Consider the following 13,703-nt stretch of genomic DNA (forward strand, 5'->3'; position numbering starts at 1 on the left):
GGCCCTTCCCCCTCGGGAAGGGCCGCCCGGTCCGTGCCGTACGGGGCGGGTCCGTCAACCCTCCCCGAGCGGCCGCGGGTTGGGCGTCACCTTCTTGTTCTTCGGACGCCCCGGCGGGGTCAGGAACAGCGCCACGAACCCGGCGAACAGCGAGATGCTGCCCGCCAGCGAGAACGCGCCGTTGTAGCCCCACGCGGCCACGACCATGGACCCCATGCCCGCGCCGAGACCGGAGACCAGCTTGGAGCTGTAGACCATCCCGTAGTTGGTGGCGTTGTTGTTCTCCCCGAAGTAGTCCGCCGTCAGCGCCGCGAACATCGGGAAGATGGCCCCGCCGCCGAAGCCGGAGATGGCGGAGAACAGCAGGAACAGCGGCAGGTTCTTGATCTCCGCCGACCAGATGATGCCGAACTGGGCCAGGCCCAGGATCACGCACACGTACAGCAGACACCGCTTGCGGCCGTACAGGTCGGACAGCCAGCCGATCACGCCGCGCCCGGTGCCGTTGACGATCGCCTTCAGCGACATCGCGGTCGCCACGATGCCGGCCGCGAAGCCCGCGTCCTCACCGATGTCGACCTGGAACGCGATGCCGAAGATGTTCACGCCCGAGGTGCAGGCGAGACAGAACCACATCAGCGCCACCCGGCCGGTCCGCCACGCCTCCATCGGGGAGTACTGCTTCACGGCGGGCGGGTTCTTCTCGAGCGAACGCCGGGCGCGCGGGTCCTCCGGCGGGTTCAGCGGGTCGACCGAGTCCGGCCACCAGTTCTTCGGCGGGTCCCGGAAGTAGAAGCCGGCCACCGCCACCACACCGGCGAGGAACACACCGGAGGCGACCAGCACCCAGCGGAAGTTGGAGCCGTCCATGTAGCCGTGGAAGATGAAGACGAACGGCACCGAACCGTACGCGAAACCGCCGTTGACGAAGCCGGTCTTGCCGCCCCTGCGCTCCGGGTACCACTTGCCGACCATGTTGACGCAGGTCGCGTACACCATGCCCGCGCCCATGCCGCTGAACACGCCGAACCCGATGAACGCCAGGGCGACGTGCGGAGCGTACGCCAGGGAGAGGTAGCCGAGCAGCGTGCCGGCCGAGCCGAGCATCATCGCCCACCGCGCGGGCAGCTTGCCGTTCTCCCGCAGCCGTCCCGCCGGGAAGGCCACCGCGGCCTGGCAGAACACCCAGGCGGTCATCATCCAGTAGATGCTGCCGCTGGACCACTGGTGGGCCTCGTGGAGCGTGTCCTCCGCGGAAGCGAACGCGTACTCGGCGGAGGAGATGCCCATCATGCCGACCCAGGGCAGGATCACCATCCACTTGCGTTTGCGGCCCATGATGTCGATGTCGGTCTCACCGACGCGGTAGACCCGCCCGTTCCTGTCGGTCACCTCCCGGTAGGGGACGACCCGTGTGACATCCGTGGTTGTCATGGAAAATGCACCCCTTGCGTCGAAAGAACTGGCCAGCGCCCCCTGTCCCGTGCCTTTCGTGCGCGCCCGGGTCCCGGGGCCGGCCGGCGCGCACCCGCCGGCCGGCCCCCCGGTCCAGTCACCTCATGAGCCGCCCCCCATCAGCCCGGCGGCCCGCGCCCAGCGGTACTTGGCGCCGAGCACGGCCACCGGCTTCTCGGTCGTGTACGGGTAGGCCACGACCCCGTGCTCGAAGAGGTACTGGCAGGCCTCCTCCACCTCGACGTCCCCGGCGAGGGAGGCCACCACGGGCTTGGAGACCCCCCGCTCGCGGAACTCAGCCACCACCCGCGCGGTGAGTTCGGCGAACACCATGGGCGGCGTGACGATCGTGTGCCAGTAGCCCAGCACCAGCGCGTGGATGCGCGGGTCCTCGAGCCCCAGCCGGATCGTCGCCTCGTACGTCGACGGCGGCTCGCCCCCGGTGATGTCCACCGGGTTGCCGGCCGCGCCGAACGGCGGGATGAACTCCCGGAAGGCGGCGTCCAGATCGGGCGGGATCTCCATCAGCGACAGCCCGTTGTCCGTCACCGCGTCCGACAGCAGCACCCCGCTGCCGCCCGCCCCGGTGATGATCACGACGTTGTCGCCCCGCGGGGTGGGCAGCACGGGTAGCGCCCGCGCGTACTCCAGCATGTCGTTCAGCCCCGGCGCCCGGATCACGCCGGCCTGCCGCAGGATGTCGTCGTACACGGCGTCGTCGCCCGCGAGCGCGCCCGTGTGCGAGCCCGCGGCCTTCGCGCCCGCCGCCGTACGCCCCGCCTTCAGCACCACGACCGGCTTCTTCGGCACGGTCGCCCGCGCGGCCTCGACGAACGCGCGCCCGTCCTTCAGGTCCTCCAGGTGCATCGCGATGCACTCGGTGTGCGGGTCCTCCCCGAACCAGGTCAGCAGGTCGTCCTCGTCCAGGTCCGACTTGTTGCCGAGCCCCACGATCGCCGACACACCGGTCTTGGTGGTCCGCGCGAACCCGAGGATCGCCATGCCGATGCCGCCGGACTGACTGGTCAGCGCCACCCCGCCCTTGACGTCGTACGGCGTGCAGAACGTGGCGCACAGGTCCTGCCAGGTGGAGTAGTAGCCGTAGATGTTCGGCCCGAGGAGCCGGACGCCGTGCCGTTCGGCGATCGCCACGATCTCCGCCTGGAGCTCGTGCTCACCGGTCTCCGCGAACCCGGACGGGATGAGGACGGCGTTGGGAATCCCCTTGCGCCCCACCTCCTCCAGTGCCGCTGCCACGAACTTGGCGGGTATCGCGAAGACCGCCACATCCACCTCGCCGGGAACGTCCGTGACACTCTTGTACGCCTTGCGGCCCACGATGTCATCGGCCTTGGGGTTCACCGGGTGGATCTCCCCGGCGAAACCTCCGTCGACGAGGTTGCGCATCACCGAGTTGCCGATCTTCCCGGCCTCGTTGGACGCGCCGATCACCGCCACCGACCGCGGCTGCATCAGCCGGCGCATGGAGGTGAGGATCTCCTCCCGCGAGTACCGGCGGCGCCCCTTGGGCGCCTCGGTGGAGAGGATCACCCGGATGTCCGCGGCGACCGCGCCCTCCGGCGTCGCGATCACCGGGTTGAGGTCCACCTCGGCGATCTCCGGGAAGTCCGTGACCAGTTCGGACACCCGCCGGATCTGCTCGGCGACCGCCCACCGGTCCACGCCCGCCCGACCGCGCACCCCGTTGAGGATCTCCGCCGACCGGATGGAGTCCAGCATCGACAGCGCCTCGTCGGCGTCCACCGGCGCCAGCCGGAACGTCACGTCCTTCAGCACCTCGACGAGCACCCCGCCGAGCCCGAACGCCACCACCTTCCCGAACGTCGGGTCGGTGACCGCGCCGACGATGACCTCCTGCCCCTGCGGCAGCAGCTCCTGCACCTGTACGCCCTCGATTCGCGCCCGAGGGTCGTACGCCCGCGCGTTCTCCACGATCCGGCAGAACGCCGCCCGCACGTCCGCCGCGCCCTCCACCCCGACGACCACACCGCCGGCGTCGGTCTTGTGCAGGATGTCCGGCGACACGATCTTCATCACCACGGGCCCGCCGAACCGGGCCGCCGCGGCCACCGCCTCGTCGACGTCCCGCGCCAGCTCCTCGCCGGGCACGGCGATGCCGTACGCGTCGGCGATCACCTTGCCCTCGGGCGCGGTCAGCGAGGTCCGTCCCCCGGCGCGCACCGCGTCCAGCAGCGCCCGCACCTTCACCGTGCGGTCCTCGGCCATCACGTCAGATCACCCCGTTCGACTTGAGCAGGCGCAACTCCTCGTCGCCGAGACCGAGTTCGCCGACGTAGACCTCTTCGTTGTGCTCGCCCAGCAGCGGGGAGGCGACGACCTCCACGGGGGAGTCGGACAGCTTCAGCGGGCTGCCGACGGTGACGAACTCGCCGCGCTCGGGGTGCGGGACGGTCACCACCATCTCGTTGGCGACCAGCGAGTCGTCCTCGATGATCTCCTTGGTGGACAGGATCGGCCCGCACGGAATGTTGTGCGCGTTGAGCTTTTCCAGCACCTCCCACTTGGGCAGCGTCGAGGACCACTCCTCGATCAGCTGGAACATCTTGCCCAGCTTCGGCAGCCGCGCCTCCGGCGTCGCCCACTCGGGGTCGTCGGCCAGCTCCGGCCGGCCGATCAGCTCGCTGACCGGCTTCCAGCCGACCGGCTGCACGATCACGTACACGTAGTCGTTCGGGCCGCCCGGCGCGCACCTCACCGCCCAGCCGGGCTGCCCGCCGCCGGACGCGTTGCCGGAGCGGGGCACCTCGTCGCCGAAGTCCTCGTTCGGGTACTCGGCGAGCGGGCCGTGCGCCAGACGCTGCTGGTCGCGCAGCTTCACCCGGCACAGGTTCAGCACCGCGTGCTGCATCGCCACGTTCACCCGCTGCCCACGCCCGGTGCGCTCCCGCTGGAACAGCGCGGCGAGGATGCCGGCCACCGCGTGCACACCCGTGCCCGAGTCGCCGATCTGCGCGCCCGTCGCGAGCGGCGGACCGTCCTCGAAACCGGTCGTCGACATCGACCCGCCCATCGCCTGCGCGACGACCTCGTACGCCTTGAAGTTGGTGTACGGGCCCTCGCCGAACCCCTTGATGGAGGCGTAGACGAGCCGCGGGTTGATCTCCTTGATGCGGTCCCAGGTAACTCCCATCCGGTCGACGGCGCCCGGCCCGAAGTTCTCGACCATGACGTCCGAACGCCGGATCAGCTCGGTGAGGATCTCCTTGCCGCGCTCGGTCTTGGTGTTCAGGGTGATGCTCCGCTTGTTGCAGTTGAGCATCGTGAAGTAGAGGGAGTCGACGTCCGGCAGGTCGCGCAGCTGCCTGCGCGTGATGTCACCGGCGGGCGCCTCCAGCTTGACGACGTCCGCGCCGAGCCAGGCCAGCAGCTGGGTCGCGGAGGGGCCCGACTGGACGTGGGTCATGTCCAGGACGCGGATGCCCTCGAGTGCCTTCGCGGTCATGGGCGTGCACCTCACTTGTACATGGTCTGGTTCATCGTTCCGGGGGCGTACGCGTCCGGGTCCACCCAGACGTTGATCAGCGACGGCTTGCCCGACTCGCGGGCGCGGCGCAGCGCGGGGCCGATGTCGGCCGGGTCGCGGACCTCCTCGCCGTAGCCTCCGAGCATCCGCGCGAACTCGTCGTAGCGGACGTCCCCGAGGGTGTTGCCGACCCGCTCGCGGTCCTTGCCGTACTTGACGGCCTGGCCGTAACGGATCTGGTTCATCGAGGAGTTGTTGCCGACGATGCCGACGAACGGCAGGTCGTAGCGGACCAGTGTCTCGAAGTCCCAGCCGGTGAGGGAGAACGCGCCGTCGCCGAACAGCGCGACGACCTCCTTGTCCGGCCGCGCCTGCTTGGCGGCCAGCACGAACGGCACGCCCACGCCGAGCGTCCCGAGCGGCCCCGGGTCCATCCAGTGGCCGGGCGACTTGGGCTGCACGACCTGACCGGAGAAGGTGACGATGTCGCCGCCGTCGCCGATGTAGATCGAGTCCTCGGTGAGGAAGTCGTTGATCTCGCTCACCAGCCGGTACGGGTGGATCGGCGAGGCGTCCGAGCGCAGCTGCGGCAGCCGCTTCTCCAGGGCGGTCTGCTCGGCCGCGCGCAGCTCGTCCAGCCACTCCTTCCGCTTGGACGCGCCGCCGTTGACCCGCCCGGAGGCCGCCTCGGTGACCGCCTTCAGCACCAGCCCCGCGTCCCCGACGATCCCGAGGTCGATGTCGCGGTTCTTGCCGACAGTCCGGTAGTCGAGGTCGATCTGCACGACCGTCGCCGCGGGGGAGAGCCGCTTGCCGTAACCCATCCGGAAGTCGAAGGGCGTGCCGACGATGACGATGACGTCGGCGCCCGAGAACGCGTACCGGCGTGAGAGCTGGAAGTGGTGCGGGTCCCCGGGCGGCAGGGTGCCGCGGCCCGCGCCGTTCATGTACGCGGGGACGTTGAGGGTGCGCACCAGCTCGGTGGCGGCCTCGGTGGCGCGGGTCGTCCACACCTGGCTGCCCAGCAGGATGGCCGGCTTCTCGGCGTGCACCAGCAGGTCGGCCAGCTTCTCGACCGCCTCCGGGTCGCCGGGGGAGCGGGTCGAGGCGCGGTAGGCGCCCGGCTTCGGCACCCGCGCCTTGTCCGCGGGCACCTTGGCGTCCAGCACGTCGCGCGGGATCTCCAGGAAGGAGGGGCCCGGCGCGCCGTGGTAGCACTCGCGGAAGGCCATCGACACCATGTCCGCCGCGCGCGCCGTGTCCGGCACGGTCGCCGCGAACTTGGTGATGGGGTTCATCATGTCGACGTGCGGGAGGTCCTGCAGCGACCCCATCTTGTGCTGCGTCAGGGCGCCTTGGCCGCCGATCAGCAGCATGGGCGACTCCGCGCGGAAGGCGTTGGCGACCCCGGTGACGGCGTCGGTGGTGCCCGGTCCGGCCGTGACCACGGCGCAGCCGGGCTTGCCGGTGATGCGCGCGTAGCCGTCGGCGGCGTGGGCGGCGACCTGCTCGTGCCGTACGTCGACGACCTCGATGCCCTCGTCGACGCAGCCGTCGTAGATGTCGATGATGTGGCCGCCGCACAGCGTGTAGATGCGGTCGACGCCCTCGGCCTTGAGGGCCTTGGCGACGAGGTGACCGCCGGAGATGACGTCCTGGGTGTCGTCGGGCATGGCGAAGTCCTTGTCCCTTTCCTAGGGGGCGGGGAACGCTCTCGCGGTACATTGCATACAGTCGACGAATACTGTATGAACCTTGTTATCCCGCATCCGATGGGTGGTGTCCAGGGGGTGCGCGGCACTTTTCGGTCGCCGGTTCCCGGCCCTCACCGGAGCCTCCGGCGACGTCACAGACAGGAGCCGAGATGGACCTGTACGAACACCAGGCGAGGGAACTCTTCGCAGACCACGGCATCGTGGTGCCGCGGGCCGAGGTCACCGGCTCGCCCAAACAGGCCCGCGAGATCGCCCGCAGGCTCGGCGGCCGCGTGGTCGTCAAGGCCCAGGTCAAGACCGGCGGACGCGGCAAGGCGGGCGGCGTCAAGCTCGCCGCCGACCCGGCCGCCGCCGAACTCACCGCACGCCAGATCCTCGGCATGCACATCAAGGGCCACATCGTGGAGACGGTGATGCTGGCCCAGCCCGTCGACATCGAGAGCGAGTTCTACGTCTCCTACGTCCTCGACCGCGCCGACGGCCGCTTCCTCGCGATCGCCTCCGCCGAAGGGGGCATGGAGATCGAGGAGGTCGCCGCGACCCGCCCCGAGGCCGTCGCCCGCGTCCCCGTCGACCCCGCCGAGGGCGTCACCCCCGCGGTCGCCGCCCGCATCGCCGACGCGGCCGGCCTGCCCGCCCGCACCGTCGACGTCCTGGTCCGCCTCTGGGACGTCCTGGTCCGCGAGGACGCCCTCCTCGTCGAGGTCAACCCGCTCGTCAGCACCCGCGACGGACAGATCATGGCGCTCGACGGCAAGGTCACCCTCGACGACAACGCCCGCTTCCGTCAGGCCCGTTGGGGCGACGAGGCCGACGCGGGCCACGACCCGCTGGAGGCCGCCGCGGCCGCCAAGGGCCTCAACTACGTCAAGCTCGACGGCGAGGTCGGCATCATCGGCAACGGCGCCGGACTCGTCATGTCCACCCTCGACGTGGTCGCCGGCTGCGGCGCCCGCCCCGCCAACTTCCTCGACATCGGCGGCGGCGCCTCCGCCCAGGTCATGGCCGACGGCCTCTCCGTCGTCCTCTCCGACCCGGCGGTCAAGTCCGTCTTCGTCAACGTCTTCGGCGGCATCACCGCCTGCGACGCCGTCGCCGACGGCATCGTCCGCGCGCTGGACACCGTACGGCTCACCAAGCCGCTCGTCGTGCGCCTCGACGGCAACAACGCCGAGCGCGGACGCGCCCTCCTCGACGAGCACGCCCACCCGCTCGTCGAACAGGTCACCACCATGGACGGCGCCGCGAGCCGGGCCGCCCACCTCGCCACCACACCCTGAGGAGACGGACGACATGGCGATCCACCTCACCAAGGAGAGCAAGATCCTCGTCCAGGGCATGACCGGCGGCGAGGGCATGAAGCACACCCGCCGGATGCTCGCCGCCGGCACGAACGTCGTGGGCGGCGTCAACCCGCGCAAGGCCGGCCGCACCGTCGATTTCGACGACCGTCAGGTCCCCGTCTTCGGCTCGGTCGCCGAGGGCATGGACGCGACCGGCGCCGACGTCACCGTGGTCTTCGTGCCGCCCGCCTTCACCAAGGCCGCGGTGACCGAGGCCGCCGACGCCGGCATCGGCCTCGCCGTCGTCATCACCGAGGGCGTCCCCGTCCACGACTCCGTCGCCTTCCTCGCCCACGCCCGCCGGCGCGGCACCCGCGTCATCGGCCCCAACTGCCCCGGCCTGATCAGCCCCGGCCAGTCCAACGCGGGCATCATCCCCGCCGACATCACCAAGCCGGGACGCATCGGCCTGGTCTCCAAGTCCGGCACCCTCACCTACCAGCTGATGTACGAACTGCGCGACATCGGCTTCTCCACCTGCGTCGGCATCGGCGGCGACCCCGTCGTCGGCACCACCCACATCGACTGCCTCGCCGCCTTCCAGGACGACCCCGACACCGACCTGATCGTCCTCATCGGCGAGATCGGCGGCGACGCGGAGGAACGCGCGGCCGCCTACATCCGCGACCACGTCACCAAGCCCGTCGTCGGCTACATCGCCGGCTTCACCGCCCCCGAGGGCCGCACCATGGGCCACGCCGGCGCGATCGTCTCCGGCTCCTCGGGCACGGCCCGCGCCAAGCAGCAGGCGCTGGAGGCGGCGGGCGTGCGGGTCGGCCGCACCCCGACGGAGACGGCGCGGCAGGTGCTGGCGGTGCTGGACGCCTGACCCGCACGCGCCCTCGGCCCGTCCACAGGCCCCCGGCTCCTGATCTTTCGCCGGCCCCCGATCTCCTGCAGCCCCCTGATCTCTCGACCGTGCACCGAGAGCGGAGCGAACCGTATGCCACCCACCCTCACCCTCAAGTCCGGCACCTCATGGGAAGACGCCTGGCAGCGCTGCCTGACCGTCGCCCCGGAGGCCTTCCGCGACGACCGCGTCCTCAACCTCTGGAACGCCGCCTGGCAGCCCGACGGCCGGGCCCTGCCCGCCGTCAGCCCCGTCGACGGCACCCCCGTCGCGGGCCCGCCCCGCCTGGACCGGGCCACCGCCCGGCAGGCCATACGCGCGGCCCTGGACCAGCACCGCGCCTGGCGCCACGTCCCGCTCCCGGAACGCCGGGCCCGCGTGGCCGCCACCCTCGACGCCCTCGCCGAGCACCGCGACCTGCTCGCCCTCCTGCTCGTCTGGGAGATCGGCAAGCCCTGGCGCCTGGCATGCGCGGACGTCGACCGGGCCATCGACGGCGTGCGCTGGTACGTCGACGGCATCGACACCATGCTGGAGGGCCGCGCCCCGCTCGACGGGCCCGTCTCCAACATCGCGAGCTGGAACTACCCGATGAGCGTGCTGGTCCACGCCCTGCTGGTGCAGGCGCTGGCCGGCAACGCGGTCGTCGCCAAGACCCCGACCGACGGAGGCGTCGCCTGCCTCACCCTGGCGACGGCGCTCGCCGCCCGCGAGGGCATCCCGGTGACGCTGGTCAGCGGCAGCGGGGGAGAGCTGTCCGAGGCGCTGGTGCGGGCGCCGGAGATCGGCTGCGTCTCGTTCGTGGGGGGCCGCGACACGGGCGCCGCGGTCGCCACAGCCGTGGCTGACCTGGGCAAACGGCACATCCTCGAACAGGAGGGCCTGAACACCTGGGGCATCTGGAACTACTCGGACTGGGACGCCCTCGGCGCGCTGATCCCCAAGCTCTTCGACTACGGAAAGCAGCGCTGCACGGCCTACCCGCGCTTCGTCGTCCAGCGCAGCCTCTTCGACGCGTTCCTCGCCGCGTACCTCCCCGCGGTCCGCACGCTGCGGATCGGCCATCCCCTCGCCGTCGAGCACCCGGACGACCCGTACCCGGCGCTCGACTTCGGCCCCGTGATCAACGCGGCCAAGGCGAAGGAACTGGACGACCAGGTAGCCGAGGCGATCGACCGGGGCGCGGTCCCGCTGCACCGGGGCACCCCGTCCGACGCGCGCTTCCTGCCCGGACAGGACACGTCGGCGTACGTCCAGCCGGTCACGCTGCTGAACCCGCCCCGCTCCTCCCCGCTGCACCACGCGGAACCGTTCGGCCCGGTCGACACGATCGTCCTGGTCGACACGGAGGCGGAACTGCTGGCCGCCATGAACGCGTCCAACGGCGCGCTGGTGGCGACGCTCTCCACGGACGAGCGGGCCACCTTCGACCGGCTCGCCCCGCACATCCGCGCGTTCAAGATCGGCCACGGGGTGCCGCGTTCGCGCGGAGACCGGGACGAGCTGTTCGGCGGCTTCGGCGCGTCGTGGCGCGGCGCCTTCGTAGGCGGCGAACTGCTCGTCCGGGCGGTCACCCGGGGCCCGGCGGATGAGAGGCTCCCGGGCAACTTCCCGGACCGCCGGCTGACCCCCTGAGCTGATCACCCGGGCCGTGCGCGACACCTCCCCGGGACGACGGAAACGCAGGTGAAAGGCACTCCGAAACCTTGGTATGGTTGTCCATGTCGCCGCCGGGGGAACACCCCCGAAAGCGACAGACACCTTGTCCGGGTGGCGGAATGGCAGACGCGCTAGCTTGAGGTGCTAGTGCCCTTTATCGGGCGTGGGGGTTCAAGTCCCCCCTCGGACACTTGCTCCTTCGAGGGCCCCGACCGGAAGGTCGGGGCCCTCGAGGCGTTTCCGGGAGTGCCGCGCCCGCGCCCGCCGGTCCCGGGCGGAACAGGGCGGAGCCCCGGGGCCTCCTCGGTCCCCGGGGCTCCGCCCTGTTCCATCCGGTCTGTGTCACATACGACGCCTACCGTGCCTGCGCGCCGAACCGCACGCCGACGTTGGGCAGACCGCCCGTCCCCGGCTTGTAGGCGGTCACCGGGGCGACGGCGCCGCCGACGACCGTGTTCGACATGGGCAGGGCGTACAGGGCGCCGAGGCCGGGGCCGTACGGCATGCCCACGTAGAGGTGGGTGGCGGTGTAGTGGATGTTGCGGCCCAGGTACTGGTTGGCGCCGGGAGAACCCGGGATGCCGTCCCCGTCACCGGCCTCGATCCACCTGTCGTTGGCGCCGGCCGCCGCGACCAGGGAGAACGTGTGGACGGCTCCCGCATTGGCGACGGCGCCGAGGGCCTCACCGGGGGCGCCGACGGCGAGGCGCATGGTGGCCGCGGTGGAGACGGCGCGCGGGTCGGTGTTGACGGCGGTCAGGCTCTCGCCCATACGGTCGCCCGTTTCGGCGGTGCCGGAGACGTCGTCGTCCGCGGTGCCCTGCCAGAGCTGGCGGGACTCCTGCCAGGTGCCCGCCGCGGTGACGCGGCCGACGACCACACGGCCCGCAGCCGCTCTGGAGGAGGTGCCGATGGTCATGGCCTCACCGGGCGAACCGATCGCGAGGATCGACTCGTCGGCCGTCGCGGCCCCGGAGGGCCGGTAGTCGGTGAGGGTCAGCGCGTAGCCGAACTCGTCGCCGGCTTCCGCGGCGCCGGAGACGTTGTCGAGGTCCTGGTCGAGGCCGAACAGCGGCTTGGGGTGGCCGTCGGAGTGGAGGGTGTGGGAGAAGACGGCGAGGTTGCCGGACGCGTCGTCGCCGCCGATGTTCTCGTTGGGCGCGCCGACGGCGATGTGGTTGGCGTCGGCCGCCACGGCCGCGCCGAAGCCGTCATCGGCCTCGACGGCACCGGGCACGTCCGTCGAGTCCTGGTGGACGGCGACGTTGGTGCCGCCGCGCAGGTAGAAGGCCATACCGGCCTTGGCCTTCCCGTTCACGGTCTCACCGGGCACACCGATCACCAGGTAGGGCTCGCCCGCGGCGGTGGTGCCGGCGGCGACGGCGTCGCCCATCCGTTCGCCGGCGCCGGGGGCCGTGGCCTTGATCGCACCGGTTCCCGCGCCCTGTTCGAAGTGGGTGTTCTTCAGGGTCCCGGTGCCCAGGCCGCCGGGGGCGCCGTAGAGCACGTCGACGAAACCGGCGTCGGCGACGCTGCCGACGTCCTCCAGGGTGCTGCCGACGACGAGGTCGGTGTAACCGTCCTCGTTGTAGTCGACGGTGTCGATCGCGTCACCGAACCAGTCACCCTGCTCGGCCCCGCCGGCCACCCAGTCCAGGTCCTGGTTGATCTCGGCGGTGCCCTTGCCGCCGCCGTACACGATCCGCACGAGACCCGCATTGGTGTCGCCCCCGACCGTGGCGGCCGGGTCGGCGATGGCGATGTCCTCGGTCCCGTCGCCGTTGAAGTCGGTGATGCGGGGGGCGCGGACCTTGGAGCTCACCCAGGAGGCCAGGTCGTCCACCCGGGAGATCACACCGCCGGTGCCGGTCTGCGCGGCGTCCGTGCCGTGGCAACCGCCCTGCTGCGACCGGCTGCTGAGGCCGATCAGCGTGCCCGCGACGACGACCGGGCCTCCGGCGTCGCCCATACAGGCGGCCGCGCCGTTCACGCCGGTCACGTCCGCGGAGGTGGCGGCGACCGAGTCGACGGTGTACGTCCCGGTGTGCAGACGGAGCGGGGCCCATGCGTCGGCGGTACGGCCGTACCCGGCGAACTTCGCTTCCTGGCCGGCCGTGGGCGCGGTGGTCGCGAGGGCGGCGGGCGCCACGTTGGTGACCGGCCGGTTCAGCCTGGCCAGGACCACGTCACGGTCCGTGCGCGGCACGAGCTCGACGACACGGCGCTCGGCGCCCTGCGAGTTGGAGAGGTCGGTACGTCCGACGACGGCGGTGACCGTCTTCGCCGGGGCGCCGGGAGCGACCTCGAGCGAGACGGCCGGGTCGGCGGCGAAGCAACTGGCGGCCGTGAGCAGCCATTCGGTGTCCACGAGGACCGCGGAACAGCCGCGGTCGTGCCCGCCGACGATGACCTGGGCGGTGTAGGCGTAGGTGGTGTCCGCGTCGGCGACCGGGGTTCCGCCGGTGACGGCGGCCGCGGGGGCCGCGGACAAGGCCAGCGATCCGGTGGCCAGGACGGCGCCGAGCGCGGCGACGCGGGAGAGTCTGCTGGGATGCATGGGAGTGGTTACCTCAATCACAAGGCTGAGCGACATGGCCGGGGGAGCGGATCCGGGCGCGATGGCGCCCCGGACTCGGCTACTTGACCGTCCGGATCTCCACGAGCATGTGGTCGCGGCCCTGCGGGTCCGCGGTCTCGCCCACCGGGGTCCAGGTGTTCTTGTCGATCTCGAAGGTCTTCTCCTCGGTGCCGACGGTCATGTCGACGGTGGTGGAGTAGTCGTTGCCCTTCACGGAGTAGACGGCCGGGAGCTCCAGGGTCAGCCAGCCATCGTCACCGACGGTGTTGAAGCAGATCTTGTCGTTCCTGTCCCGGGCCAGGACTTCGAGCTGACCGGTGCCGGCCGCGCAGTCGGCCAGGGTGATGTGGCCGTCGCCGCGCTTCAGGACAATGCCCTTCTCAGCCAGAATCTCGTCGGCAAGCGGATAGTTGAAATCCTCAACGGCATAACCGGGGGCTTCGTCCACGACAAGTTCGGGAGACGCCCCGTGGGTGGACGATTCAGGGAGAGCGGCGGTTACCGCGAGGATCGCGAGGGCGCCGGTCGCCGCGGCGCCGAGAATCCTCGCCGCAAGCCGATCTCTCCGCTTCCGCAGGGTCATTGTGCTGTTTCTCCT

Annotated in this window: 9 protein-coding genes and 1 tRNA gene; 4 read left to right on the forward strand and 6 right to left on the reverse strand. The window is 71.3% G+C overall.

Annotated features, from left to right (window positions below; translation table 11 throughout):
• Positions 1-54: 54 nt before the first annotated feature.
• The 4 genes from ACQY0Z_RS26405 to ACQY0Z_RS26420 form a co-directional block, all read right to left on the reverse strand.
• Complete coding sequence (locus tag ACQY0Z_RS26405) at positions 55-1,434, reverse strand: OFA family MFS transporter (RefSeq protein ID WP_189903616.1); 1,380 nt, start codon at positions 1,432-1,434, stop codon at positions 55-57.
• Between the two features lie 123 nt (positions 1,435-1,557).
• Positions 1,558-3,702 carry an acetate--CoA ligase family protein gene (locus ACQY0Z_RS26410; RefSeq protein WP_189903614.1) on the reverse strand — a complete coding sequence of 715 codons (2,145 nt, stop codon included), beginning with the start codon at positions 3,700-3,702 and terminating at the stop codon, positions 1,558-1,560.
• Positions 3,703-3,706: 4 nt separating this feature from the next.
• On the reverse strand, positions 3,707-4,939 hold the full coding sequence (gene frc, locus ACQY0Z_RS26415; RefSeq protein ID WP_439812922.1) for a formyl-CoA transferase: 1,233 nt from the start codon (positions 4,937-4,939) through the stop codon (positions 3,707-3,709).
• A gap of 11 nt (positions 4,940-4,950) precedes the next feature.
• Positions 4,951-6,633: a thiamine pyrophosphate-binding protein gene (locus tag ACQY0Z_RS26420; protein ID WP_189903610.1), complete on the reverse strand. Its 1,683-nt coding sequence runs from the start codon at positions 6,631-6,633 to the stop codon at positions 4,951-4,953.
• Positions 6,634-6,824: 191 nt separating this feature from the next.
• Here ACQY0Z_RS26420 and sucC point away from each other — a divergent pair, with 191 nt between their 5' ends.
• From sucC to ACQY0Z_RS26440, 4 genes are all read left to right on the forward strand, one after another.
• Positions 6,825-7,955 carry an ADP-forming succinate--CoA ligase subunit beta gene (gene sucC, locus ACQY0Z_RS26425; protein ID WP_189903608.1) on the forward strand — a complete coding sequence of 377 codons (1,131 nt, stop codon included), beginning with the start codon at positions 6,825-6,827 and terminating at the stop codon, positions 7,953-7,955.
• Positions 7,956-7,968: 13 nt separating this feature from the next.
• On the forward strand, positions 7,969-8,847 hold the full coding sequence (gene sucD, locus ACQY0Z_RS26430; protein ID WP_189903606.1) for a succinate--CoA ligase subunit alpha: 879 nt from the start codon (positions 7,969-7,971) through the stop codon (positions 8,845-8,847).
• A gap of 114 nt (positions 8,848-8,961) precedes the next feature.
• Positions 8,962-10,503: an aldehyde dehydrogenase family protein gene (locus ACQY0Z_RS26435; protein ID WP_439812923.1), complete on the forward strand. Its 1,542-nt coding sequence runs from the start codon at positions 8,962-8,964 to the stop codon at positions 10,501-10,503.
• Between the two features lie 129 nt (positions 10,504-10,632).
• Positions 10,633-10,717: transfer RNA gene (locus ACQY0Z_RS26440), tRNA-Leu, on the forward strand.
• Positions 10,718-10,882: 165 nt separating this feature from the next.
• Here ACQY0Z_RS26440 and ACQY0Z_RS26445 read toward each other — a convergent pair.
• Together ACQY0Z_RS26445 and ACQY0Z_RS26450 are read right to left on the reverse strand one after the other, a co-directional pair.
• Entirely contained in the window at positions 10,883-13,084 is a 2,202-nt protein-coding gene (locus ACQY0Z_RS26445; RefSeq protein WP_254585508.1) for a trypsin-like serine protease, read from the reverse strand.
• A 79-nt stretch (positions 13,085-13,163) separates the two neighbouring features.
• Positions 13,164-13,688: a hypothetical protein gene (locus tag ACQY0Z_RS26450; protein WP_254585507.1), complete on the reverse strand. Its 525-nt coding sequence runs from the start codon at positions 13,686-13,688 to the stop codon at positions 13,164-13,166.
• Positions 13,689-13,703: the final 15 nt, after the last annotated feature.

Source organism: Streptomyces sp. P9-2 (assembly GCF_051903975.1).
GTDB classification, from domain to species: Bacteria; Actinomycetota; Actinomycetes; order Streptomycetales; family Streptomycetaceae; genus Streptomyces; species Streptomyces cellulosae.

Coding starts and splice junctions, on each gene's coding strand:
- ACQY0Z_RS26405 (WP_189903616.1), bottom strand. CDS start 1,434: ATGACAACCACGGATGTCACACGGGTCGTCCCCTACCGGGAGGTGACC.
- ACQY0Z_RS26410 (WP_189903614.1), bottom strand. CDS start 3,702: ATGGCCGAGGACCGCACGGTGAAGGTGCGGGCGCTGCTGGACGCGGTG.
- frc (WP_439812922.1), bottom strand. CDS start 4,939: ATGACCGCGAAGGCACTCGAGGGCATCCGCGTCCTGGACATGACCCAC.
- ACQY0Z_RS26420 (WP_189903610.1), bottom strand. CDS start 6,633: ATGCCCGACGACACCCAGGACGTCATCTCCGGCGGTCACCTCGTCGCC.
- sucC (WP_189903608.1), top strand. CDS start 6,825: ATGGACCTGTACGAACACCAGGCGAGGGAACTCTTCGCAGACCACGGC.
- sucD (WP_189903606.1), top strand. CDS start 7,969: ATGGCGATCCACCTCACCAAGGAGAGCAAGATCCTCGTCCAGGGCATG.
- ACQY0Z_RS26435 (WP_439812923.1), top strand. CDS start 8,962: ATGCCACCCACCCTCACCCTCAAGTCCGGCACCTCATGGGAAGACGCC.
- ACQY0Z_RS26445 (WP_254585508.1), bottom strand. CDS start 13,084: ATGCATCCCAGCAGACTCTCCCGCGTCGCCGCGCTCGGCGCCGTCCTG.
- ACQY0Z_RS26450 (WP_254585507.1), bottom strand. CDS start 13,688: ATGACCCTGCGGAAGCGGAGAGATCGGCTTGCGGCGAGGATTCTCGGC.